At 75.3% G+C, this 24,089-nt stretch carries 21 protein-coding genes; 14 read left to right on the forward strand and 7 right to left on the reverse strand.

Annotation, left to right across the window (positions count from 1 at the left end; translation table 11 throughout):
- Nucleotides 1-14: 14 nt before the first annotated feature.
- Nucleotides 15-1,475, reverse strand: coding sequence for a phospholipase D-like domain-containing protein (locus G1H19_RS07450; RefSeq protein WP_235928041.1), 1,461 nt, complete (start codon nt 1,473-1,475; stop codon nt 15-17).
- A gap of 133 nt (nt 1,476-1,608) precedes the next feature.
- Between G1H19_RS07450 and G1H19_RS07455 the strand changes: the two genes are divergently transcribed.
- The 3 genes from G1H19_RS07455 to G1H19_RS07465 are packed head-to-tail and all read left to right on the forward strand — an operon-like array spanning nt 1,609 to nt 3,710.
- A complete protein-coding gene (locus tag G1H19_RS07455; RefSeq protein ID WP_152729779.1) occupies nt 1,609-2,151 on the forward strand; it encodes a gluconokinase in 543 nt (180 codons plus the stop codon).
- Nucleotides 2,152-2,163: 12 nt separating this feature from the next.
- Nucleotides 2,164-2,988 (forward strand): hypothetical protein, encoded by an 825-nt coding sequence (locus tag G1H19_RS07460; RefSeq protein WP_152729780.1) that lies wholly within the window; start codon nt 2,164-2,166, stop codon nt 2,986-2,988.
- Nucleotides 2,976-3,710 carry a TSUP family transporter gene (locus tag G1H19_RS07465; protein ID WP_152729781.1) on the forward strand — a complete coding sequence of 245 codons (735 nt, stop codon included), beginning with the start codon at nt 2,976-2,978 and terminating at the stop codon, nt 3,708-3,710. Before G1H19_RS07460 ends, G1H19_RS07465 begins: the two co-directional genes overlap by 13 nt.
- Nucleotides 3,711-3,761: 51 nt before the next feature.
- On the opposite strand, the gene pruA is transcribed toward G1H19_RS07465, so the two are convergent.
- Both pruA and G1H19_RS07475 read right to left on the reverse strand, forming a co-directional pair.
- Nucleotides 3,762-5,390: an L-glutamate gamma-semialdehyde dehydrogenase gene (gene pruA / locus G1H19_RS07470; protein WP_152729782.1), complete on the reverse strand. Its 1,629-nt coding sequence runs from the start codon at nt 5,388-5,390 to the stop codon at nt 3,762-3,764.
- Nucleotides 5,391-5,452: 62 nt separating this feature from the next.
- Nucleotides 5,453-6,412, reverse strand: coding sequence for a proline dehydrogenase family protein (locus G1H19_RS07475; RefSeq protein ID WP_235928042.1), 960 nt, complete (start codon nt 6,410-6,412; stop codon nt 5,453-5,455).
- A 99-nt stretch (nt 6,413-6,511) separates the two neighbouring features.
- Here G1H19_RS07475 and G1H19_RS07480 point away from each other — a divergent pair, with 99 nt between their 5' ends.
- The 3 genes from G1H19_RS07480 to G1H19_RS07490 all read left to right on the forward strand — a co-directional run bounded on the left by G1H19_RS07480 (nt 6,512) and on the right by G1H19_RS07490 (nt 10,805).
- Nucleotides 6,512-7,693 carry a PucR family transcriptional regulator gene (locus G1H19_RS07480; RefSeq protein ID WP_174278003.1) on the forward strand — a complete coding sequence of 394 codons (1,182 nt, stop codon included), beginning with the start codon at nt 6,512-6,514 and terminating at the stop codon, nt 7,691-7,693.
- A gap of 149 nt (nt 7,694-7,842) precedes the next feature.
- On the forward strand, nt 7,843-8,427 hold the full coding sequence (locus tag G1H19_RS07485) for a biliverdin-producing heme oxygenase (protein ID WP_235928043.1): 585 nt from the start codon (nt 7,843-7,845) through the stop codon (nt 8,425-8,427).
- Nucleotides 8,424-10,805: a SpoIIE family protein phosphatase gene (locus tag G1H19_RS07490; RefSeq protein WP_152729784.1), complete on the forward strand. Its 2,382-nt coding sequence runs from the start codon at nt 8,424-8,426 to the stop codon at nt 10,803-10,805. The genes G1H19_RS07485 and G1H19_RS07490 overlap by 4 nt, the downstream gene beginning before the upstream one ends.
- A 30-nt stretch (nt 10,806-10,835) precedes the next feature.
- Here G1H19_RS07490 and G1H19_RS07495 read toward each other — a convergent pair whose 3' ends face one another.
- On the reverse strand, nt 10,836-11,924 hold the full coding sequence (locus G1H19_RS07495; RefSeq protein ID WP_162392690.1) for an NAD(P)-binding domain-containing protein: 1,089 nt from the start codon (nt 11,922-11,924) through the stop codon (nt 10,836-10,838).
- 156 nt (nt 11,925-12,080) lie between these two features.
- Between G1H19_RS07495 and G1H19_RS07500 the strand changes: the two genes are divergently transcribed.
- The gene (locus G1H19_RS07500; protein WP_162392691.1) at nt 12,081-13,031 is read left to right on the forward strand and encodes an ATP-binding protein; all 951 of its coding nucleotides are present in this window, start codon (nt 12,081-12,083) and stop codon (nt 13,029-13,031) included.
- 9 nt (nt 13,032-13,040) lie between these two features.
- Here the strand turns inward: G1H19_RS07500 and idi are convergent, their stop codons facing one another.
- Complete coding sequence (idi, locus tag G1H19_RS07505) at nt 13,041-13,604, reverse strand: isopentenyl-diphosphate Delta-isomerase (RefSeq protein ID WP_235928044.1); 564 nt, start codon at nt 13,602-13,604, stop codon at nt 13,041-13,043.
- A 178-nt stretch (nt 13,605-13,782) separates the two neighbouring features.
- On the opposite strand from idi, the gene G1H19_RS07510 reads away from it, so the two are divergent.
- Both G1H19_RS07510 and G1H19_RS07515 read left to right on the forward strand, forming a co-directional pair.
- The gene (locus G1H19_RS07510; protein ID WP_162392692.1) at nt 13,783-15,066 is read left to right on the forward strand and encodes an MFS transporter; all 1,284 of its coding nucleotides are present in this window, start codon (nt 13,783-13,785) and stop codon (nt 15,064-15,066) included.
- Complete coding sequence (locus G1H19_RS07515; protein ID WP_152729787.1) at nt 15,063-15,491, forward strand: DUF6228 family protein; 429 nt, start codon at nt 15,063-15,065, stop codon at nt 15,489-15,491. The genes G1H19_RS07510 and G1H19_RS07515 overlap by 4 nt, the downstream gene beginning before the upstream one ends.
- Nucleotides 15,492-15,609: 118 nt before the next feature.
- On the opposite strand, the gene G1H19_RS07520 is transcribed toward G1H19_RS07515, so the two are convergent.
- On the reverse strand, nt 15,610-17,115 hold the full coding sequence (locus tag G1H19_RS07520) for a carboxylesterase/lipase family protein (RefSeq protein ID WP_322099357.1): 1,506 nt from the start codon (nt 17,113-17,115) through the stop codon (nt 15,610-15,612).
- 214 nt (nt 17,116-17,329) lie between these two features.
- Here G1H19_RS07520 and G1H19_RS07525 point away from each other — a divergent pair, with 214 nt between their 5' ends.
- Entirely contained in the window at nt 17,330-18,940 is a 1,611-nt protein-coding gene (locus G1H19_RS07525; protein ID WP_152729789.1) for a methyl-accepting chemotaxis protein, read from the forward strand.
- 18 nt (nt 18,941-18,958) lie between these two features.
- Here G1H19_RS07525 and G1H19_RS07530 read toward each other — a convergent pair whose 3' ends face one another.
- Complete coding sequence (locus tag G1H19_RS07530) at nt 18,959-20,158, reverse strand: aminotransferase-like domain-containing protein (RefSeq protein ID WP_162392693.1); 1,200 nt, start codon at nt 20,156-20,158, stop codon at nt 18,959-18,961.
- A gap of 248 nt (nt 20,159-20,406) precedes the next feature.
- Between G1H19_RS07530 and G1H19_RS07535 the strand changes: the two genes are divergently transcribed.
- The 4 genes from G1H19_RS07535 to G1H19_RS07550 all read left to right on the forward strand — a co-directional run bounded on the left by G1H19_RS07535 (nt 20,407) and on the right by G1H19_RS07550 (nt 24,056).
- The gene (locus G1H19_RS07535; RefSeq protein WP_152729790.1) at nt 20,407-21,279 is read left to right on the forward strand and encodes an SGNH/GDSL hydrolase family protein; all 873 of its coding nucleotides are present in this window, start codon (nt 20,407-20,409) and stop codon (nt 21,277-21,279) included.
- A 150-nt stretch (nt 21,280-21,429) separates the two neighbouring features.
- A complete protein-coding gene (locus G1H19_RS07540) occupies nt 21,430-21,903 on the forward strand; it encodes a hypothetical protein (RefSeq protein WP_152729791.1) in 474 nt (157 codons plus the stop codon).
- Nucleotides 21,900-23,069 carry a zinc-dependent alcohol dehydrogenase gene (locus G1H19_RS07545; protein WP_162392694.1) on the forward strand — a complete coding sequence of 390 codons (1,170 nt, stop codon included), beginning with the start codon at nt 21,900-21,902 and terminating at the stop codon, nt 23,067-23,069. Before G1H19_RS07540 ends, G1H19_RS07545 begins: the two co-directional genes overlap by 4 nt.
- A gap of 117 nt (nt 23,070-23,186) precedes the next feature.
- Complete coding sequence (locus G1H19_RS07550; protein ID WP_235928046.1) at nt 23,187-24,056, forward strand: endonuclease domain-containing protein; 870 nt, start codon at nt 23,187-23,189, stop codon at nt 24,054-24,056.
- Nucleotides 24,057-24,089 lie beyond the last annotated feature (33 nt).

The raw sequence follows: 24,089 nt of genomic DNA on the forward strand, positions 1-24,089 counted from the left end.
CCCCGCCGCCGTGCTCAGCGCCGGCGGGAGCGCCGCCGGCCGGAGAAGGCGCGCTGCACGCGTCGCCGGCGGTCCGGGGTGCGCTCGGCGTCCAGCAGCTCGCTGTCACCGAGGTACCGCTCGACCGGTCCGAGGTCCGGCGGGGTGAACGGCACGAGCGACCGGCCGGTCTCCGCGCACAGCGCGTCCACGGCCCGGACCAGCGAGCCACCGCACCGGTCGACGGCGGCGGCCACGTCGGCGGGGGCGACGCCGAGGTGCTCGCCCAGCAGCCGGTGCCGCAGCGCGAGGACGGCGGCGGACACCTCCGCCTCCCGCGGGTCGCCCGGCAGCGCCTCGATCGACAGGTCGCACTCGGTGTCCAGGCCCATCGAGCGGTTGTTCAGGTTCGAGGAGCCGATCCGCAGCAGCCGGTCGTCCAGGCAGGTCACCTTGGCGTGCACGTACACCGGGCGACGTCGCTCGGTGACCGGGACCAGCAGCCGGAACCGGTCGTACCGGTCGGCGCGGCGCACGTGCTCCAGCAGCCGGGCGCGGGCGGTGCCCATCGCCTTCTCCTCCAGCCAGCCGTCGGCCGACTCCGGGTTGACCACGACGAACTCCGGCCCGTCGGGCTCGGCCAGCCGCTCCGCGATCGCCTCGGCGACCCGGCGGTTGGCGAAGTACTGCGCCTCGATGTAGACGGTGCGCCGCGCGGCCGCGACGGTGGCCAGCCACAGCAGCTCGACCTCGTGCACCAGCGGCGTGCCGTCGTGCTCGGGCCGGGTGCGGGAGACGGCCACGTCGACGTCGGTGAGGAACGGCTCCACGCCCTCGGGCCAGCAGGCGTCGACGCCGGTCACCGGCTCCAGGCGCTGGCCGGTGCCGCTCTCCCAGCGCTCCCGCGCCAGGTCGCCCAGCGCCCGGGCGGCCGGCCCGGACACCAGGCTGGTCACGTCGTGCCACGGCCCGCGCAGCCGGCGCGAGCCCGGCCGGCGTCGCAGCGGGTGCCGGTCGAGGTGCTCGGGGGTGTCCCAGCGGTCGGCGGTGACGTCGATGCCGCCGGCGAAGGCCAGGCAGTCGTCGACCACCACGATCTTCTGGTGGTGGGCGGCGCCGAGGGGGTGGTGGGTGTCCACGGCGAAACGCAGCCGGTCCGGGGTCCGCCGGTCCAGCAGCACCAGCGGTGCCATCCCGCGGCCCAGTGCGTAGAGCATGCCGAGGTCCCACTGCAGGACGCCGATCTCCAGCTCCGGCGTGGCGGCGACCGCATGCTCCAGCACGCGGCCCAGCCGGTCGTCCCGGGCCCGGCCGCCGGCCCGCGGGTCCAGCCGGATGCGCGGGTCGAAGTCCCAGCCGATGAACAGCACCCGGCGCTTCGCCTGCAGCACGACCTGCTTGAGGGTGGCGAAGTAGTCGGCCGCGTCGATGAAGACCGCGTGCCGCTCGGCCCGCTCGACCCGCCAGCAGGTCTCCCCCGGCACCAGGACGCTCACGCCGTCCGTCGCGGGGAGGACAGGGCCGGTAGGACGGTCGTCCACGCTCTCGATCACCCGTGCAGTCTGTCGACCACCGCACCACCCCGCCTCCGCACCTCGCCCGGAAGGGGCACCCTCTACGTTGACCGGCATGACAGCCACGCCGCGGCCCGGGACGTCGATCGTCGTCATGGGGGTGTCCGGCTCGGGGAAGACCACGGTCGCCGTCGAGCTGGCGCAGCGCCTCGGGTGGACCTTCACCGAGGGCGACGACTTCCACCCCGAGGCGAACGTGGCGAAGATGCGCGCCGGCATCCCGCTGGACGACGAGGACCGCTGGCCGTGGCTGCGGTCGCTGGCCGGCTGGATCGACGGCGAGGAGACCGCCGGCCGCTCGTGCGTGGTGACCTGCTCGGCGCTCAAGCGCTCCTACCGCGACCTGCTCCGGAACGAGAACCCGTCGGTGTGGTTCGCCCACGTCACGGTCACCGAGCAGGTGCTGGTGCAGCGGCTGCAGGCCCGGAAGGGCCACTACATGGCGCCCTCGCTGCTGACCAGCCAGCTGCAGACACTGGAACCGCTCGAGGACGACGAGCCCGGCCGCCGGGTGCCCGGGGACCACTCCGTCGAGGAGACCGTGGCCGGCCTGCTGGCCGCCGTCGCCGAGGACCGCGGCGTACACCCGCCGGACTGAGACGGCGGGCGCGTGCACGGCGAGGCGGTCGGCCGCTTCCTGCTGGCCGTCGTGGCCGTCGTCGTGATCGTCGTGCCGCAGGTGGCTGCGCACCCGGTGGCCGGCCTCGGTCCGCCCACGGTGGCGGAACAGACCCGTACCGTCGAGCAGCGGCTGACGTCGGTGCCCGGGGTGGTCCGCGCGAGCGTGACCTACCGACAGCGCGGTCTCCTGGGCGGTCAGGCTGTGCTGAGCGGCTCGGTGTGGACGACGCCGGATGCTGACGCCGAGGCATTGCTGAGCGTCATGGAGGCGTCGCTGTGGACCAGCGCCATCAGCCCGGTGGACACCCTCGGGGCAGCCGTCCGGCTGAGCGACGGCCAGGACCCGGTGGCCGAGAGCGCGTTCGTCGACCCCGCGTCCCGCCCTGGTCCGCTCGCCCGGTCGACCAGCGAGCTCCGGGACCGGTACGGGCTGCGACCCCTGCCGCCCGGCCCCTCTCCGGCGAAGTGGGTCATCCTGTTCGCCGGCGTGTCGCTCGGGGTGCTGCTGCGAGGCGCCGGTACGGCCGTCGTCGTGAGCCGGCTGCGCATCCCGCTGTCCGGGAACCCCTGGCAGCGCATGTCCCTCGGCATGCAGCCGAGCTGGTCACCGGCGGTGTCCTTCGCCGGCCTTCTCGTGATCGCCGCGACGGTGGCGTCGATCCTGGGCGGCTCGCTGGGCCCGCTCCTGCTGATCGCCGCTGCCGCCGCCGTGCAGCTCCCTGTTCGCGCCGTGGTCGTCGCTCGCATCCGCCGGGCCCACGTGCGGCCGCCTGAGCGCACACCCCGGCAGGGGAGCGTGGGGTGGAAACGGTGACCGAGCAGGTGCTCGTGGCGCTCGCCGTACTGGTCGGGGCGGCGGCGCAGCGCGTCACCGGACTCGGCTTCGCGCTGGTGGCCGCCCCCCTCCTGGCGCTCGTGGCGGGCCCGGTGGTGGGGGTCTCGCTCAGCAACGCGCTGGCCGTGCTGCTGGCGCTGCTGGTGCTGGTGCGCACCTGGCGCGACGTCTGGTGGCGGCGGGCAGTGCTACTGGTGGCGTGCTCGGTGGTCGGGGTGCTGGCCGGCAGCGCCGTCACGAGGTCCGCGCCCGAGGGGGCGCTCCGCATCGTCATGGGGGGGCTGGTGCTCGTCGCGGTGGCCCTGGTGGCGTCCCGGCGCCCGCTGCCGCTGGTGTCCGGACGCGGTGGGGCCGTGGTCGGCGGGGTGGCGTCGGGGTTCATGAACGTCACCGCCGGGGTCGGCGGCCCGGCGCTGGCCGTGCACGCCACCGCCGACCGGTGGGCACCGGCGACCTTCGTGGCCACCGCCCAGGTCTACTTCCTCGGCGTCAACACGGCGTCCCTGCTGACCAAGGGGCTGCCGGAGCTCCCGGTGGGCCAGTGGCTGACGTACACCGCTGCGCTCGGGGTGGGTGTCGCCCTGGGCCACCTCGCCGGCCGGCACTTCCCGCCGGGAGCGCTCCGGCCGGCCGTCCTGGCCCTGGCCGTGGCCGGTGGCGTCATCACCCTGCTCCGGGGGATCGCGCAGGCGCTCACCTGACCGCCCGCCGGGCCTCTCGTCACTGCACAAGGGCGCCGTCGTCCCCGCCGGTCACCCCATGTGCGGGTAGCGGTGGTCCGTGGCCGGCACGAAGGTCTCCTTGATGGTCCGGGCGCTGGTCCAGCGCATCAGGTTCTGCGCGGCGCCGGCCTTGTCGTTGGTGCCCGAGGCCCGCCCGCCGCCGAAGGGCTGCTGGCCGACGACGGCGCCGGTGGGCTTGTCGTTGACGTAGAAGTTGCCGGCGGCGTGCCGCAGCAGCCGCTGCGCCGAGGCGATCGCCGCGCGGTCCTGGGCGATGACCGCGCCGGTGAGCGCGTACGGCGCCTGCCGCTCCATCTGGGTCAGCACCGTGTCGTAGTCGGCGTCGTCGTACACGTGCACGGCGAGCACCGGGCCGAAGTACTCGGTGGTGAACACGTCGTGCGTGGGGTCGGTGCCCTCGATCAGGGTGGGCCGCACGAAGAAGCCCTCGCTGTCGTCGCACGTCCCGCCGGCGACCACGCTCAGCGCGTCGTCGGCGCGGGCCCGGTCCAGCACGCCGGCGAGCCGGTCGAAGGCCCGGCGGTCGATCACCGCGCCCAGGAAGTTCGACAGGTCGGCGACGTCGCCCATGGGCAGCGACTCGGTGAGCGAGACCAGCTCGTCGCGCAGGCCGGCCCAGATGCTGCGCGGCACGTACGCCCGGGACGCCGCCGAGCACTTCTGGCCCTGGTACTCGAAGGCCCCGCGCACCATCGCCGTCCGCAGCACGGACCTGTCGGCGGAGGGGTGGGCCACGATGAAGTCCTTGCCGCCGGTCTCCCCGACGATGCGCGGGTAGCCGCGGTAGGACGCGATGTTCTCCCCCACCGTGCGCCACAGCTGTTGGAACACCCGGGTGGAGCCGGTGAAGTGGATGCCGGCGAGGTCCGGGTCGGCCAGCGCGACGTCGGAGACCGCGACCCCGTCACCGGTGACCATGGTGACCACGCCGTCCGGCAGCCCGGCCGCCTCCAGCAGCCGCATCAGCTGGTGGGCGGCGAACTGCTGGGTGGGGCTGGGCTTCCACACCACGGTGTTGCCCATCAGCGCCGGCGCGGTGGGCAGGTTGCCGGCGATGGCGGTGAAGTTGAACGGCGTCACCGCGTAGACGAAGCCCTCCAGCGGGCGGTGGTCGACGCGGTTCCACACCCCCGCCGACGACACCGGCTGCTCGGCGGTGATCTGGCGGGCGAAGTGCACGTTGAAGCGCCAGAAGTCGGCCAGCTCGCAGGCGGCGTCGATCTCGGCCTGGTAGGCGGTCTTGCTCTGCCCGAGCATGGTGGCCGCGTTCATCCGCTGCCGCCACGGGCCGGTGAGCAGGTCCGCGGCCTTGAGGAACACCGCGGCACGGTCGTCGAAGGAGAGCTCCTGCCATCCGGGCGCGGCCGCCTTGGCGCCGGCGACGGCGGCCTCGGCGTCGGCGTGGGTGGCGTTGGCCGTCGTCCCCAGCACGTGGGCGTGGCGGTGCGGGACGACCACGTCGATCCGCTCGCCGCCGGCCATCACCTGCTTCCCGCCGATGGTGGAGGTGAGCTCGACCGGGCCGGCGGCGGTGAGCTCGGCGAGCGTGCGCTCCAGCTCGGCGCGCTCGGGCGAGCCGGGGGCGTAGTCGAGCACCGGCTCGTTGCGCGGCGCGGGGACCTGGGTGACGGCGTCCATGCGTGGTGCTCCGTTCGGGAGAGCCGACTTTTGCCCGAAAAAGTCAGGTAGGAGGGCGGGGTTCAGGTGGAGGTGACCAGGGAGCGGAGGAAGAACTGCAGGTTGGCCGGGCGCTCGGCCAGGCGGCGCATGAAGTAGCCGTACCAGTCGGCGCCGTAGGGCACGTAGGAGCGCACCGTGTACCCGGCCGCGGCCAGCCGGCGCTGCTCCTGCACCCGGATGCCGTAGAGCATCTGGAACTCCCAGGAGTCGCCCGTGCGGCCGGCGAGCTCGGCCAGCTGCCCGGCGAGGGTGATCAGCGCCGGGTCGTGCGTGCCGACCATCGGGTACCCGCCACCGGCCATCAGCGTGGCCAGGCACCGGCCGTAGGCGGCGTCGACGTCGGCCCTGTCCTGGTGGGCGACGCCGGCCGGCTCGTCGTAGGCGCCCTTCACCAGCCGCACCCGGGAGCCGGGCACGGCGAGGGCACGGACGTCGTCCTCGGTGCGGTGCAGCGCGGCCTGGACGACGGCGCCGGTGGCCGGGTGCTGCTCGCGCAGGCCGGCGAGCACCGCGAGGGTGGAGTCCACGGTGCGGTGGTCCTCCATGTCCAGGGTGACCGTGGTGCCGATCGCGGTCGCCGCCTCGACGACGGGGCGGACCAGCTCGGCGGCGACGTCGTGCCCGCCGGGCAGCGCCTGGCCGAACGCGGACAGCTTCACCGACACCTCGGCGGCCGGCCCCAGCCGCAGCGGCGCCAGCGCCTCCAGCAGGGCCAGGTAGGCGTCCCGGGAACGGGCGGCCTGGGCGCGGTCGGCGACGTCCTCGCCCAGGTGGTCCACGGTCACCGCTATGCCGTCGCCGGAAAGCGCGGAGACCACCGGCAGGACGTCGGTGAGGGTCTCGCCGGCCACGAACCGGTCGACCACCCGGCGGGTGACGGCGGTGCCGGTCACCACGCGGCGCAGCCGGGACGTGCGGGAGGCGGCGAGCAGGGCCTTCTGGGTGAGCACGGCGACCTCCGGGGGCTGCGGCGACGACACCTCCGACGCTAGGAGCCCGGTCCCGGTCGGGACCAGCGACAGATGTCCGGATCCGTGGCCCGGGTCTCATACACTTGTCTGATCAGCGAGGGGGCCCGCGTGCGTGACGACCTGCAGGACCTGGTGGACGACGTGTCCCGGCTGCTCGGTGCGCCGGCCACGCTGGAGGACGCCGACTTCACGCTGCTCGCCTTCTGCGCGCACGTCACCGGCAGCGACGACGCCGGGCCGGACGAGGTCGCCGCCGGGATGGACGCGGTGCGCACCCGGTCGATCCTCACCCGCCGCTCGTCGGCTGCCACCCGCCGGTGGTTCGAGGACTTCGGCATCGCCTCGGCCACCGGCCCGCTGCGCACCCCGGCCGACCCGGCGGCCGGGGTCCTCACCCGGCTGTGCCTGCCGGTGCGGCACGACGCGCGGACGCACGGCTACCTCTGGCTGCTCGACGAGGGGCGCACCGACGTCACCGACCGCACTGCCCCCGCGCTGCGCCGGGCCGAGGAGCTGGCGCTGGAGGCCGGCCGGCTGCTGGCCGACCGCGGCGACCGCGACGCCGACCTGGGCCGGGCCCTGCACGAGTGCCTGACCGCGCCGGCGCCGGACCGGGCGCGCCGCACGCTGGAGCGGGCCCTCGGTGCCGGTGCACCGCTCACGCTCGTCGCGCTGCACCCCGGCCCGGGCCGGCTGCCGGCGGGCTGGTCGCTGCCCGGGGCCGGGGCGGTCTCCACCGTGTTGCCCGGCGCCGGTGACGACGGCGCTGAGGTGGTGGCCGTGCTGGTCCCGCTCCCCCGGCCGGCGGACCTGCGACCGGCCGGCGCGCTCACGGCCGCGGCCCTCGGCGGTCTGCCGGCGGGCAGCACGGCCGGGGTGGCCGCCGCCCGGTCCGGGTGCGGTGAGCTCGCCGCGCAGTGGCGGGAGGCCGGCACCGCGGCGCGGGTGGCGGCGGTGGTCGACCGGTTCTCCCCCGTGGCGCACTGGACCGAGCTCGGCGTGTGGCGGCAGGTCGCCGCGCTGCCGCCGCCGGACGCCGCACTGGACGGCTTGCTGGCCGACCCGCTGCTGGCCGGCACGGCCGAGGTGTACCTGGACTGCGCCGGCAGCGTGCAGCGGGCGGCGGCCGCGCTGTGCGTGCACCGGCAGACGCTCTACTACCGGCTGGCCCGGGTGGCCCAGCTGACCGGGCTGGACCTGACCGACGGCGAGCACCGGCTGCTGCTGCACGCCGGGCTGAAGTCCGCAAGGCTGGCCCGCGGCCTCGTCCCGCGCCCCCCGGGCGGCTGACCTACATTGGGTCAGGTCACCGACGACCGGCGGGCGGACCACGCGCCCGCCCTCCCGGGACACCGGCAGGGCGACGCACGAGCTCGGGGGGAGCTGTCCTGGAGGGCCACGCGGACGAGGGCGGGACGAGCGCGCCGGGGCCGACCGACGTGCTGCGCCGGCTGCGCACCGCGACGGCCGTGGAGCACCGGCAGGTCGAGGACGGCCTGGCGCTCACCGACCCGGAACTGACCACCGACCGGCTGGTGTCGGTGCTGCGCGGCATGCACGGCTTCTGGTGCGCCGCCGAGGACGGGCTGGACGCCTGGTTCGGCACCGACCCCGGTGCGGCCGCCCGGCTGCAGTGGTCGCGGCGCCGCCGTGCGTACCTGTTCGCCGCCGACCTCCGGATCCTCGGCGCCGAGCCGGCCGGCACCCGGCCCCGGCTGGACGCGGTGACCGGCCCGGAGCAGGCGCTCGGCCGTATGTACGTCCTGGAGGGGTCGACCCTGGGCGGCACGTTCATCGACCGGCACCTGGCGACGCTGCCGCACCTCGCGCCCGCGGGCAGCCTGCGCGCCTTCACCCCGTACGGGGAGGACACCGGCGCGCTGTGGGCGGCCTACCGTCGGGCCACCCGGGACGCCGTGGCCGCCGGCGCCGACCCGGACGCCGTCGTGGACGCCGCCCGCCGGACCTTCCGGGCGCTGTCGGCCTGGTGCGCTCCGGTGGGCGCGCACGGGGAGCCGGGATGAGCGACCGCACGCCCCCGCCGGCCGCCGACTTCCTGGCCCCGGGGGCGCCCGTCGACCTGTCCAACTGCGAGCGGGAGCCGATCCACGTCCCGGGCAGCATCCAGCCGCGCGGGGTCCTGCTGGCCGTCACCGAGCCCGACCAGGTCGTCGTCCAGGTGTCGGAGAACCTGGCCGACGTGTTCGGCGTGCCCTGGCAGCAGGCCCTGGGCCGGCCGCTGACCGAGGTGCTGGGCGTGGTGCCTGCCGGTGCGATCGCCCGCTCGGCGAGCGCCTTCGGCGACCTGCGCGAGCGCAACCCGGTCGAGCTGATCATCGACCGGGACGGCACGCCGCTGCCGGTGGACGCCCTGCTGCACCGGGTGGTGTTCGGCGGCGGCGCGACCGCCAGCAGCGCGTGGGGGTCGGTGCGCTCGGACGCACCGGCCGGGGACGCCCGGGTGAGCACGCTGGTGGTGGAGCTGGAGCCGGCGTCCGGGCCGCGGCCGTTCTCCTTCCCGAACACCTACCAGGCCATCCGCGGCACGGTCGCCCAGCTCGACCGGGCGGCCACCGTGCAGGAGCTGTACGACATCACGGCGCAGGCGGTGCGGGCACTGACCGGCTTCGACCGGGTCATGGTGTACCGCTACGACGCCGACCACAACGGCGAGGTCGTCGCCGAGGCCAAGGCCGGGCACCTCGACTCCTTCCTCGGCCTGCACTACCCGGCCTCGGACATCCCGGCCCAGGCCCGGGCGCTGTACGAGAAGAACTGGATCCGGTTGATCTCCGACGTCGGGTACACCCCCGCGCGGATCCACCCCGTCGACCACCCGGGCACCGGCCGGCCGCTGGACCTGACCTGGTCGGCGCTGCGCAGCGTCTCGCCCATCCACGTCGAGTACCTGTCCAACATGGGCGTGCAGGCGTCGATGTCGATCTCGCTGCTGCGCGACGGGAAGCTGTGGGGCCTGATCGCCTGCCACCACCACAGCGGACCGCACGCCCCGCCGTACGCCACCCGCGCCGCGGCGGAGTTCCTCGGCTCGACGCTGTCGGTGCGGCTGGTCGACCGCGTCTCCGACGACGAGATGCGGCGCGCCCTGCGGGCCCGCTCCACGCTGGCCTGGCTGACCGCCGCCACGCTGGACGAGGACCGCACGCTCACCGACGCCCTGCTCGGCGAGCCCGACCTGCTGCAGCTGGTGCCCGCGGACTCGGTGGTGGTCTCGCTGCGCGGTGACCTGGGCAGCGCCGGTGCGTCGCTGTCCGAGCGGCTGATCGCCCGGCTGGCCCGCTGGGCGGCCACCCGGGGCGAGGACGTCGTGGCCACCGACTGCCTGCGCGACAGCGCCCCCGAGCTGGGCGCCCCGGCCGGGGACGCCAGCGGTGCGCTGGTGGTGCCGCTGCCGGGCGACCAGTTCGTGCTGTGGGTGCGCGGGGAGACGGTGCGCACCGTCGACTGGGGCGGCGACCCGCACAACAAGGCGATCGCCGAGTCCGACGGCGACCAGGTGCGCATCTCCCCGCGGAAGTCCTTCGAGCGCTGGCGGGAGACGGTGCGCGGCCGCTCGGAGCCCTGGACACCGGCCGAGCTCGCCGACGTCGCCCAGCTGCGCACGCACCTGCTGGAGGCGCTGTACGCCCGCTCGCGCCGGGTGCAGCAGGCCGCCGAGACGCTGCAGCGCAGCATGCTGTCCGAACCGCCGCGGCTGCCCGACCTGGAGATCGCGGTGCGCTACACGCCGGCCGCGCTCGAGTCGCACATCGGTGGTGACTGGTACGACGTGTTCCCCCAGCCGGACGGCGCCACCGTGTTCGTCATCGGCGACGTGGTCGGCCACGACACCGAGGCCGCGGCGTGCATGAGCCAGCTGCGCGGGCTGCTGCGCGGCATCGCGTACGCCACCGACGACGGGCCCGCCGCGGTGCTCGGCACCCTGGACCGGGCGATCGCCGGGCTGGAGCTGGACGCGATGGCCACCGTCGTCGTCGCCCGGCTGGAGCAGACGCCCGACGAGCGCGCCCGCGGGGCAGCCCGGCTGCGGTGGGCCAGCGCCGGCCACCTGCCGCCGGCGGTGGTGTCCGCCGACGGCTCCGAGCGGGTGCTGCGCACACCCCGGCCGGCCCTGCTGCTGGGGGTGGACCCGGCCGCCCGGCGGGAGGACCGCGAGGTCCCGCTGACCGCCGGCGACACGTTCGTGCTCTACACCGACGGCCTGGTCGAGCGCCGCCGGGAGAGCCTGGACGCCGGGGTCGGCCGGCTGACCGCGGCACTGACCGAGCTGCACGACCGGCCGGTGCAGCAGCTGGCCGACCGGCTGCTCGACCGGCTGGTGCCCGGGCGCTGCGAGGACGACGTCGCGCTGGTCGCGGTGCGCTTCACCCCCGGCGGCTGACCCGCCCGGCCGGCACCCCGACCGACCCGGTCAGGCCGCGGGCGCCCGCTGCAGGGTGGCGAGCAGCTCCCGGACCGCGGCGCGCCCGGCCCGGTTGGCTCCGACGGTGCTGGCCGACGGCCCGTACCCGACCAGGTGCAGCCGGGGTTCGGCGACGACCCGGGTGCCGTCCATGACGATCCCGCCGCCGGGGGTGCGCAGGTGCAGCGGGGCCAGGTGGTCCAGCGCCGCCCGGAAGCCGGTGGCCCAGAGCAGCACGTCGGCGCGCAGGTCGCGGGCCGGGCTCGTGGCGGTGGCGTCCCAGTGCACGCCGTCCGGGGTGATCCGGTCGAACACCGGAAGCCGGGTGTAGACCCCGCGGGCGGTCGCCGCCGCCAGCATCGGCGACCGCGCCAGCCCGGTGACCCGCACGACGCTGACCGGTGGCAGGCCGGCCCGCACCCGCTCGTCGACCATGGCCACCGCCGCCCGGCCGGCGTCGGCGTCGAAGTCGTCGGTGCGCCAGACGGGCTCGCGGCGGGTCACCCAGGTGGTGGTGGCGACCTCGCTGATCTCGGCCAGGTGCTGCACCGCCGAGATGCCGCCGCCGACGACCACCACGTGCTGCCCGGCGAACTCCTCCGGCCCCCGGTAGCCGGCGGTGTGCAGCTGCCGGCCCCGGAAGTCGGCCCGGCCCGGGTAGGACGGAACGAACGGCCGGGTCCAGGTGCCGGTGGCGTTGACCAGCCCGCGCGCGGTCCACCAGCCCTCGGAGGTGTCCAGCCGGAACCCGTGGTCGTCGGCCCGGACCGCGCGCACCTGCACCGGCCGGCGCACCGGCAGCTCGAAGACCTGCTCGTAGTCGGCGAAGTACGCGCTCATCAGCTCCGACGCCGGGGTGTCCGGCGGGGCGGCGGGCTGCGGCATCCCGGGCAGGTCGTGGATCCGGTTCACCCGGTCCAGCCGGAGCGACGGCCACCGGTGCGCCCACGCGCCACCCGGGCCGTCCCCGGCGTCCAGCAGCACGAAGCCGCCGGGCCTGCCCCCCGGCCTCGCCCCGTCCAGCCCGGCACGGCGCAGGGCGTGCCCGGCCGACAGGCCGGCCTGCCCGGCCCCGATGACCACCACGTCCGCGTCCACGGCCGGGTGAACACCGTGGTCGGCGCCCGCATGCCGCGGCCCCGCGGGTGCCCTGCGGCCCGGGTCCGGGGAGACAGCGGGCCGCACGGGGGTTGCATCGACGCTCACCGGGCACCCACTCACCGTCGGAGAAGGTCGACACGACAGGTGGGAACGATGGTCAGGACGGCTGTGGGCGCGACGAGGTACCGGCACGAGGGCCACTTCCGTGGCGCACACGAGAGCACGGTCACCCTCGTCTGCGGTGTCGTCACCGACGCTCTCGCCCACGGGAGGCACGTCGTGCTCTGCTGCGACGAGGCCATCAGCTCCGACGTGCTGGCCGCGCTCGGCAGCCCCCCGGAGGTGGTCTGCGCGCCGGCGCACCAGCTCGACGGGCGAACCCCGGTGGCGCTCGCTGCCCACCAGGACCTGATCAGTCGCGAGCTCCCCGACCAGGGCGAGTTGCTGCTGGTCACCGACGCCAGTGGCACCTCGACCGGCTGGGACTGCTGGATGCACACCGAGGCGCTGCTGAACCACACACTGGCCGAGCAGCCCGTGCAGCACCTGTGCCTGATCGACCTGTCGTCGGCGCCCGAAGAGGTGCAGGCGGTGGCGCACCAGACGCACCCGCTGATCCGGGACGCCGACGGCGTGCACGACAACGACGCCTACCTGCCCCCCGACGAGGTGCTCCGCGCCGTGGCCCGCACGCCCGAACCGGACCCACTGGAGCAGACCGAACCCGCGCTCACCGCGCTGGACATCGAGGACCCCCGTGTGCTGCGCCGCCGCCTCGGCGCCGTGCTCCGGGACAGCGCGCTGAGCGAGGACGCCGCCCAGGACTTCGTGCTGGCCATCGACGAGGTCACCGCGAACGCCGCCGAGCACGGTGTGCCCCCGGTCGACGTCCGGCTGTGGGCGTCGCCGGAGAAGCTGATCTGTGCGGTCACCGACCGGGGGGCCTGCTTCGACGACCCGCTGGCCGGGTACGGGCCGGCACACCGCGGCGACCCCTCCCTGGGGGGCATGGGCCTGTGGCTGGCCCGCCGCTCGGTGGACCAGCTGACCGCCGCGCCCACCAGCGAGGGCGGCTGCACGGTGCGGCTGGTCGTCTCCGCCTGACCCCGGCCGTCAGCTGCCGGGCAGGACCTCGGAGCCCTGTGGCCCGGGCACCAGGCCGGCCGTCTCGATGAGGCGGGCCTGCTCGCGGCACCACGGGGACCACTCGTCGGGTGCGCCGGTCTCCTGCCGGGCCCGGAAGTCGGACCAGCCCAGCAGCTCCCAGTCGTCGACCTCGCTGGGCTCGGGTACCGGGCGCCCGACCAGCCGGCCCAGGTAGACCGGGCAGATCTCGTTCTCCACGACGCCGCGGAACTCCGCGCGGTACCGGTAGCCCGGCACAGCCGGGCGCAGGTCGGCGACCTGGACGCCGAGCTCCTGCCGGGCGCGCCGCGCGATCGCGTCGTCGTCGGCCTCGCCCGGGCCGGGGTGGCCGCAGACGGTGTTGGTCCACATGCCGGGGAACGTCTGCTTCGTGATGGCCCGCCGGGTGACCAGCAGCCGGTCGTCGTCGTCGAACAGGTAGGCCGAGAACGCCCGGTGCAGCGGGGTCTCCCCGTGGTGCACCAGCGGCTTGGGCATGGCACCGATCGCTCGTCCGTCGTCGTCCACCAGCACGATCAGCTCCTCCGCCACGCCCCCATGATCTCCCAGCCCGCCGACCGCTGCGCCCGGGGCTCGGCACCGCCCCCCGCCCCCCGGTGCTGCCGCCTCCGCGCCCCGGGGCGACGATCATGGAGCTGCGTGAGGGACACGCCGGCGCGTCGCTCACGCAGGTCCGTGATCGACGGCGACCAGGGGGAGGTCGGATGCGGTGAGCGCCGGCACCGGGACGGTCAGCGGGCACCGGGACTTCCGGAGGTTGTGGAGCGGGCTCGCGGTCAGCCAGCTCGGGTCGGCCGTCGGCATGGTGGCGCTGCCGGTGGTCGCCGTCGTCGTGGTCGGGGCGAGCGCGGTGCAGGTGGCGCTGCTGACCGCGGCCGCTGCCGCGACGACGGCGCTGCTCGCCTTCCCCACCGGCGCCGCCGTGGAGCACCGCCGCAAGCGCCCGGTCATGGTGGCCGCGGACGTCGTCCGCCTGCTGGCGCTGGTCAGCATCCCGGTCGCGGCGGTGGTCGGCAGCGTGACCGTCACCCACCTCGTGGTGGTGGCGGTGCTGAACGCGGCCGGTCAGCTGGCGTTCCAGGCCGCGGCGCAGGCACACCTGCGGTCGCTGGTCGGCCCGGCGCGGCTGGTGGACGCGAACGGCCGGCTGGAGTCCACGGTCTGGCTGTCGCTCACCGCCGGCCCCTCGGCGGGCGGCGTGCTCGTCGGGTTGCTCGGCGCGGTGGGCACGCTGCTGGTGGACGCGGCGTCGTTCCTGGTCAGCGCGCTCGCCGTCCGGCGCATCCGGGAACCGGAACCCACACCCCCACCCCGGACGACGACGACGAGCCGCCGCACCGAACTGACCGCGGGGCTGGCCTTCGTGTGGGCGGACCCCGTGCTGCGGCGCATGCTGCTGAGCTGGGTGCTCTTCGCCGGCGCGGTCGGGATGGGCTCGGCGGTGACGGTGGTCTTCCTGCTGCGCGACCTCGGGTTCACCGCCTGGCAGTTCGGGCTGCTGATGGGCCTGCCGTCGCTCGGCGGCTTCACCGGGGCGCGGCTGGGTCGCCGGCTGGTCGCCCGGCTGGGAGCGGTGCGTGCCCTGTGGTGGTCCAGCCAGCTGCGGGCGCCCGGCCAGCTGCTGGTGTGCCTCGCCGTCCCGGGACCGGTCGGGCTGGTGCTCTGCGGCACGGGGATCGCGGTCACCCTGTTCGGCTCCGCGCTGGCCAACACCACGATGAGCAGCTACCGCCAGCTGCACACGCCCGAGCACCTGATGGCCCGCGTCGGCACGCTGTGGTCCTTCGCCCGCACGGTCGCCCAGCCGGTGGCGGTGCTGGCCGGCGGGCTGCTGGTCGCCGTCAGCTCGGCACGCGTCGTCCTGGTGGTGGTGACGGTGCTGATGCTCCTCGCCTCCCTGCTGCTGCCCCGCACCGAGAACCCGACGTCAGCCGGACCGTCCACGGTCGCCCCCCGGGCGGAGCCGCACGCCCCGGGGAGCACCGACCGGTGAGCGGCACGCCGCTCGGGCCGGCCGTGCTCGCCTCACGCACCGGGGTGCGCCTGGAGGTCTCCGCGGCCCGCCACCCCCACGAGCAGCTCCCCTGCTGGCGCGTCCGGCTCACCGGGGCGGGGCTCGACGCCGTCCTCGACTGCCCCGAATCGCCCTGGCAAGCGCAGTCGCTGGCGGAGTTCTTCGCCTCGCTCGACCACGACTGGCGTGGCTGGACCGGCGCGAGGTCCTGGACGTCGGACGACGGGGAGCTCCAGGTGACCGCCCGCCACGACAAGCCGAACACCGTGCTCCTCGACGTGCTCCTCGCCGGCGGCGCGCCACCCCGGTGGAGCTGTGCCGCCGAGCTCGAGGTCGACCCGGGCGTCTTCCGATCCGTCGCCGCATCGCTGGTCGCACTCGGGACGTCGTCCCCCGGTCCCTGACCGGCGGGCGTCGCGGGCTGCAGTCCCAGCTCTCCGCTCACCAGGCGTCGGTGGTCGGCCGGCTGGCACGGCCGCGCACGACCTGGGGACCGCACGCACTGGCCTGGGCGCGGGCCGGTCAGCTGCGCAGACCCTCCCAGACACGCCGGGTGTCGCCGTGCGGGTCGGGCACGACCGCCGACGGGGTGCCGAACACCTGCACCGGGCGGGTGTCCAGGTCGTAGACGGGCCACCCCGGGTCACCGGTGGTGACGAAGTCGACCCAGGCCCGGTGCACGACGTCGGCCAGCTGCTGGGGAGGTGCGTCACCGGCCAGCGGCGCACCGCCCTCGGCACCGAGCGTGTCGAAGGCGAAACCGATCTCCAGCGCGTGGCAGGCACCGATCTGCCCGCCGAACTGCGGCGACGGCCAGGCGAACTCGTAGACGTGCGTGCGCCCGGCAGCCTGGGCGCGGGCCTCGGCGACCCGCAGCGACGGGATGCGGAACATCCAGTCGGTGCCCACCGCGATCAGCAGCTGACCCGGGGACGCCGACGGCTGGGCGTCCCGGTACACCTGCAGCGCCTCGGGCGCGACGCCGTAGCCACCGCTCAGCATGCCCAGCAGGCCCTCGTCGACCAGGTCGACCAGGCCCGGCGGCACGATGAACAGCGCCATCTCGTCGGTGTTGGTGCCGATCAGCAGGTCGACGTCGGTGGCCGCCCCCTGCTGCAGGCCGTGCACCGGCAGCCCGGGCAGCACGTCGCCGTCCACGGTCGGCTCGAAGGCCATGGTGTTCAGCGTCAGCTCCGCCCACCGGGCGGGGTCCGGCTGGGACTGGATCTGCCGGGCCAGGGCAGCCTGCGCCGCGACCAGCTCCGCCGTCGGCACACCGGCCAGGCCGGCGCGGGTGCGCGGCACGCCCAGCTGCTCGGCGAGCGCATCGGCCACGGCGGTCGCCGTGCCCGGGGTCAGCGCGATGTGCCCGGACCCGCTCTGCGCCACGGCCCGGGAGAACAGCCCGGCGGCCCGCGGCATGCTCATCAGCGAGAGCACGCTCATCCCACCGGCCGACTCACCGGCAACGGTCACCTGCGCCGGGTCACCGCCGAACGCGGCGATGTTGTCCCGCACCCACTCCAGTGCCGCCACCTGGTCGAGCAGGCCGCGGTTCTCCGGTCCGCCGTCCCCGAAGTAGAGGAACCCGTCGACGCCGAGCCGGTAGTTGATCGTCACCGTGACCACGCCGTCGCGGGCGAACGCCGTCCCGTCGTACTGCGGTACCGCGCCCGAGCCGTTGGCGAAGGCGCCGCCGTGCACCCACACCAGCACCGGGAGACCGGCCGCCCCGGGGTCCGGCGTCCAGACGTTGAGGTTCAGCACCTCCTCACCGGGCACCACCGGCTCCGGCAGCAGGGCCGCGATCGGGGCCGGGTACGGCGGCTTGAGCGCGGTGGGCCCGAACTCCACGCAGTCCCGCAGGCCCTCCCACGGCTCGACCGGCTCCGGTGCGGCGAACCGCCGGTCGCCGAACGGCGGTGCCGCGTAGGGGATGCCCAGGAACACCGTCGCCGGCCCACGGACGACACCGCGCACCCTGCCTGCTGTGGTCCGCACCTCGGTCTGCACGGTTGCATCGTGCACCGCGCCCAGCGGACGCCGTCCCCGGGGGGCCGCGAACCACGGACAACCGGGACGACGTCCGTGGCATACCAGGCATCCCGATCGCGCACAACACCATGCCACCCGCGAGTCCGTCGCCAGGTTCGTGTGCTCCTGCCGACAGCCGATGGAGAGGGCAAGCGGCCCGGAGCCGTACCCCGACCCGGCCCCCCGGGCACGAACCACGGAGCACCTCATGAGACCTGCCACCACCGGACGCTCATCTCTCGCCCGCCTGGGAGACCTGTCCGTGATGACGAAGATCCTCGCCGCGATCACCGTGGCGCTGGTGCTCGCCGTCGGGACCGGGGTGCTGGGGCTGGTGAAGCTCGGCAGCACCGCCGACCAGGTCCAGGAGATGTACCAGGTTCAGGTCAAGCCGCTCGGCGTGCTCGCCGAGGCCCAGCGGACGGAGATGCAGCTGCGCGTCTCCCTGCTCAACCACGCGACCAGCCTCGACGTGCCGGCCATGCAGAAGGCCGAGGCGGCGCTCACCGCCGACGAGCAGCTGCTGGCCGAGCTGCTGGCCGACTACCGGGTCGACGCCGCCTCGCCCACCGCGGTCGACGCGTTCACCGAGGTGTGGGCCCAGGTGCGGCAGATCCGCGACGAGGTGATGGTGCCCATGTCGCGGGCCAACGACGCGGTCGGCTTCCAGGCCGAGCGCGACGCCCGCTACCTCCCCCTGGTCTTCGAGGCCGAGGCGCACCTGCAGGACGCGTTCGTCGCGGAGTCCGAGCAGGCCGGCCGGCGATCGGCCGACGCGGCCGCGAGCTACTCCTCCGCCCGGACGTCGATCGTGCTCAGCCTGGTGGTGGGCGGCGCGCTCGCCCTGGCGCTCGGCGTGGCCGTGGCCCGCCAGATCGTGGGCACCCTGCGCGCGGTCAGCCGGGTGGCCACCGGGCTCGCCGCCGGTGACCTCACGGTCCGGGCGGACGTCTCGGTCGGCGACGAGGTGGGCCGGATGGCCGACGACCTCGACCGCGCCGTGCAGACCCTGCGCGACACCGTCACCGCCCTGGACGAGAACGCGGTCGCACTGGCCGGCTCCAGCGAGGAGCTGTCCACGACCAGCACACAGATCGCCGCGGCCGCCGAGGAGGTCGGCGCCCAGTCCGGGGTGGTGTCCGCAGCCGCCGAGCAGGTCTCCTCCAACGTGCAGACCGTCGCCGCCGGCAGCGAGGAGATGGGGGCCTCGATCCGGGAGATCGCCAGCAACGCCACCGCCGCCGCCCAGGTGGCGGCCGAGGCGGTGCAGGTCGCCGACGCCACGAACGTCACGGTGTCCAAGCTAGGCGCGTCCTCCCGCGAGATCGGGGACGTCGTCAAGGTGATCACCTCGATCGCCGAGCAGACCAACCTGCTGGCCCTGAACGCCACCATCGAGGCGGCCCGCGCCGGGGAGGCCGGCAAGGGCTTCGCGGTCGTCGCCAACGAGGTCAAGGAGCTCGCCCAGGAGACCGGCCAGGCCACCACGGACATCGCCCGCCGAGTGGAGACCATCCAGGTGGACACCGCCGAGGCGGTCGCCGCGATCGCGCAGATCAGCCAGATCATCGGCCGGATCAGCGACTACCAGACCACCATCGCCAGCGCGGTGGAGGAGCAGAGCGCGACCACCGACGAGATGAACCGCAACGTCACCGAGGCGGCGACCGGCGCCAGCCAGATCGCCGAGAACATCGCCGGCGTCGCGGAGGCGGCCCTGGTCACCACCGAGGGCGTGAGCCAGGCCCGGGTGGCCGCCGCGGACCTGGCCCAGATGAGCGGCACGCTGCGCACGCTGGTCGCCCGGTTCACCGTGTGAGCGCACCGGCCCGCGGGCTCAGCCGCCCGCGGGCCGCAGCACCTCCGCCAGCCGCGCCATGCCCTCGGTGATCCCCGCGGGCGTGTGCGTGGTGAACGCCAGCCGCAGCGTCGCGTGGTCGGGCTCGCCCACCGAGAAGGCCGCGCCGGGCACGAAGGCGACGTCACGCTCCAGGGCGGCGGGCAGCAGCGCCGCGGTGTCCACGCCCTCGGGCAGCCGGGCCCAGGTGAACATGCCGCCGTCCGGCTCAGTCCAGGTCGAGCCCGCAGGCAGCGTGCCCGGCAGCGCCGCGACCATCGCGTCCCGGCGGGCGGAGTACGCGGCGCACAGCCGGGCCACGTGCGCGTCCAGGTCGGCGACCGCCAGGTACGCCGCCGCGGCGGCCTGGTCCACCGTCGAGGTGTGCAGGTCGGCCACCTGCTTGGCGACGACGAGCGCAGCCCGCAGCGCGGCCGGCGCACGCACCCAGCCCAGCCGCATCCCCGGCGCCCCGGTCTTGGAGAAGCTGCCCAGGTGCAGCACCCGGTCGGCCGACGCGGGCTCCGCGGCCAGCGGCGCCAGCGCCCGACCGCGGTAGCGCAGCTCGCCGTACGGGTCGTCCTCCACCACCCAGGTGCCGGCCCGCGCCACCAGCTCTGCGACCGCGGCCCGCCGCTGCGCGGTCAGCGTGCGCCCGGTCGGGTTGGCGAAGGTGGGCACCAGGTACAGCAGCGCCGGCCGGTCCCGCCGGAGCACCTCGGCCAGGGCGTCCGGGTCGATGCCGCCGTCGTCGCCGGCGACCGGCACCACCCGGGCGCCGGCCATCCGGAAGCACTGCAGCGCCGCCAGGTAGGTGGGGTCCTCCACCGCGACGACGGCGCCCGGGTCGAGCAGCGCCGCGGTGACCAGGGTCAGCGCCTGCTGGGAACCCGTCGTCACCAGCAGGTCGGCGGCGTCGGTGGGCAGGCCGCGGCGCCCCAGGCGCGCCGCCACCAGCTCGCGCAGCAGCGGGTCACCCTCGGTCGGGGCGTACTGCAGGCTCCGCCTCCCGACCGTCCCGCTCAACGCCGAGTCGTAGGCCGCGCGAAGCCCCTCGACGTCGAACAGCTCCGGGGCGGGCAGACCGCCGGCGAAGGAGATCACACCGGGCCGCGCGGTCAGCGCCAGCAGCTCGCGCACGGGCGAGCTGGCGACACCGGCGAGGCGGCGGGCGAGCGGGGGAACGGGAGACCGGGGCACGGCAGGACCTCGTGGACGGCGGGACCACTGGACGGCGGTGGGGCGGCCCGACCCGCCGGACGGTCGTGCCGTCGGCGTACCCGGGCGATGGGCGGCCCCGGTCGAGGCGCCGGCCCGACGGTACCGTCGGCACCCGTTCGAGTGGACCTCCTGAGCCGCGCAGGCGATCGCGTCGTACTGTCGCGGTCGCCGCACGGCGCCTCCCCCGGTGTGCACACCGACGTGCCGCGGCCCCAGGAGGAGAACTGATGCCCACCCACACCACCCGCGCCCGCGCGCTCGTGCTGGTCCTCACCGCCGTGCTGGCCGTGCTCGGCCTCGGCGTCGCGCCGGCGTCCGCCCGGCCCGCCGACCGCACCCCGCCGGCCGGCAGCACCTACCTCGCCCTCGGCGACTCGGTGCCCTTCGGCTTCCGCGCGAACAACCCGGGCGGGTACGCCGACGCCGCGGACTTCGTCGGCTACCCGGAGCTGGTCGCCCAGGACCTGGGCCTGCGACTGCTCAACGCCACCTGCCCCGGTGAGACCACCAGCAGCTTCATCGACGTCACCGCCGCCAGCAACGGCTGCACCAACCGCAACGGCGTGGCCGGCGCGTACCGCGATTTCGCCCCGCTGCACGTGCCCTACCCGCTCCCGGAGTCCCAGCTCGACTACGCCGTCCAGACGCTGCGGGCCACCCCGGACGTCTCGCTGGTGACCCTGCAGCTCGGGGCGAACAACGCCTTCATCTGCCAGACCAGCACGCCCGGCCGGTGCACCGGCGCGGACGAGCAGGCCGCCCTGCTCGGCCAGGTGCAGGGCGAGCTCGACCAGATCCTCACCGCCCTGCGCGAGCAGGCCCACTACACCGGCCGGATCGTCGTGGTCACCTACTACGCGCTGCAGTACTCCGGCGGCCAGTCCCTCAGCACCCTGGTGCTGGACACGGCCATCGCCGCGACCGCGCGCGAGCACGACGCCACCATCGCCAACGGCTACGCGGCCTTCCTGCCGCGGGCACGGCAGGCGGGCGGCAGCTCCGTCGCGGCCGGTCTGGTGCTGCCGGGCGACGTGCACCCCACCGCTGACGGCCAGCGGCTGCTGGCCGATGCCGTGGAGCACGTGCTGCGCCGCCGGTGAGCCGCCCGGTGCCCGCCCCTCGAGGCGGGCACCGGGGTTCACCCGGGTGGGCGCCGGGTAGCCGCCCGGGCACCGCTGAACCCTCGGCGGCACCCCACCGACGCAGGTCCCGCCGCCCTCCCCGCGGCCGGGCCGGCGAGGAGCTGCTGCATGGCACTCACCGACCTCCTGAACAGGGTCACCACCAGGGCGACGTCCGTCGCGTCCGGCGCCGGGAGCGCCGTGCTGACGGCGGTGCAGCACAACCGGTTGCCCGGCATCGGCGGTGCGTCGGTCACCGACGACCCGGCCGTCTCCGCCCGGCGCTGGCGCGCGGTGACCGTCTGCGTACCCGAGCTGCCCGGCCCCTTCCCCGAGCTCGACGCCCTGGGTCCCCGCATCGAGGTGCGCACCACCCCGGCCCCGCGCGACCTGGGCACCGAGCTCGCCGCCCGGTTCCCGGCCGGTGGCAGCAGCGACGAGATCGGCGAGCTGCGGGCGGCCCTGCGCCGCACGAAGCAGCTCATCGAGACCGGCGAGGTGCTGCGGGTCGACCCCCAGCCGCACGGCCACCGGAAGAAGACACCGCAGGGCGCTGCACTCGAGGGCGTGGCGCAGACCGCCCCGCGGGAGGGTGTGCTGTGAAGGCGCTGACCTGGACCGGCATCAACGAGGTGTCCGTCGAGGACGTCGCGGAGCCCCAGCTGCTCAACGACCACGACGTCATCCTGAAGATCCGGCAGACCGTCACCTGCGGGTCCGACCTGCACCTCATCGGCGGCTACGTCCCGTTCATGCGCGCCGGCGACGTGCTCGGCCACGAGTTCATGGGCGAGGTCGTCGAGGTCGGCAAGGCCGTCACGAGGCGCAAGGTCGGCGACCGCGTCGTCGTCCCGTCGTTCATCGGGTGCGGCAGCTGCTGGTACTGCAAGAAGGAGCTCTACTCGCTCTGCGACAACGGCAACCCCAACCCGGGCATCACCGAGGGGCTGTGGGGTCAGAGCCCCGGCGGCTGCTTCGGCTACTCCCACGCCATGGGCGGCTACGCCGGCAGCCACGCCGAGTACATGCGGGTGCCCTACGCCGACGTCGGCGCCTTCCTCGTCCCGGACGGCGTCTCGGACACCCGGGCGCTGTTCGCCTCCGACTCGGTCACCACCGGCTGGACCGGCGCCGACCTGGGCGGCGTGCAGCCCGGGGACACCGTCGCGGTGTGGGGTGCCGGCGCGGTCGGCCAGATGGCGGCCCGCTCGGCGATGCTGCTGGGCGCCGAGCAGGTGGTCGTCATCGACCGCATCCCGGAGCGGCTGCAGCAGGTGCGCCAGTTCATCGGCGCCGACACGATCGACTACACCGCGGTCGAGGTGACGGCGGAACTGCGCGAGCGCACCGGTGGCCGCGGGCCGGACGTGTGCATCGAGGCGGTCGGGATGGAGGCCCACTCCCCCGGCCCGGCGGGTGTCTACGACCAGGTCAAGCAGCAGCTGCGGCTGCAGACCGACCGGCCCACCGCCGTCCGGGAGGCGATCCGGGCCTGCCGCAAGGGCGGCAGCGTGTTCGTGCTCGGCGTCTTCGCCGGCATGGTCGACAAGTTCCCGCTGGGCGCCATGATGAACAAGGGCCTGACCGTGCGCGGTGCCCAGCAGCACGGCCAGCGGTACCTGCCGCGGATCCTGGACCACATGCAGAAGGGCGAGCTGGTCACCGAGCACCTGGCCACGCACACCATGCCGCTCATCGACGGCCCGCGCGGCTACGAGATGTTCAAGGCCAAGACCGACGGCTGCGTGCGGGCGGTCTTCACGCCCTGACCTCGCCATCGTGCGCTGGTCGTCGTCCGGGTCCGCTCCCGGGCGACGACCAGCGCACAGCCGCGGTGCCTGTGGACGGCGGCAGCGGGGGCGGGGTGGTCCGGGCATGGTGCGCGGGTGCTCGCTCACGTGCCCGAGCAGTTGCGTGGGCGGGTGTTCCGCGGCTCGCGGGTCGTCCGCGACGGGGTGCTGACACCCCGGCAGCTGCGCAGCTCGGCCTGGCGGCGACTGTTCCCCGACGTGTACGCGCACGCCGACGTACCGGTCGACCACGCCCTGCGCGCCCGGGCGGCCGCCAGCGTCCTGCTCCCGGACGCCGTCGTGTCCGGGAGCAGTGCGGCGGTCCTGTGGGGTGTCGACCTCGTCGGCCCCCACGACGACGTCGAGCTGACCCGGGCGGCGGGCACGCACCCGGTGCGGGTGCCGGGCCTCCGCGTACGCCGCACCGACCTGCACCCGGACGTCGTGTGGTGCCGCGCTGGGGTGCGGGTGCTCACCCCGGAGGCGTCGGCAGCGTCGGTCGCCGCTGCACTGCCGCCCGTGGACGCCGTCGTCGCGCTCGACCGGCTGGTGCTCAGTGGGGTCGTCGAGCTCGCGGCGGTCCGCGCCGCGGCCGGGACGCTGACCGGTGCCGGTGCCCGGCGCGCCCGCACGGCTGCCGCCCGCGCGGACGGACTGGCGCAGTCTCCGCAGGAGACCCGGCTCCGGCTGCTGCTGCACGCCAGCCGGCTGCCCCGGCCGATCGCACAGCACAGGATCCGGTACGGCGGCCGCGAGATCGCGCGGGTCGACTTCGGCTGGCCCGAGCAGCGGGTGGCGGTGGAGTACGACGGCCTGTGGCACGCGGAGCCCGGCCAGTTCGCCAGGGACCGCGCACGGCTCAACCGACTCACCGCTGCCGGCTGGCGGATCGTCTTCGTGACCGCGGCCGACCTGCACGCACCCGAGCACCTGCTGGCCCGCATCGCCGCCGCCCTCGCCCCCTGACCCAGCCTGCCGATGTGCACGAGTGGTCGGGTG

Source organism: Goekera deserti (assembly GCF_010685995.1).
GTDB lineage: Bacteria > Actinomycetota > Actinomycetes > Mycobacteriales > Geodermatophilaceae > Goekera > Goekera deserti.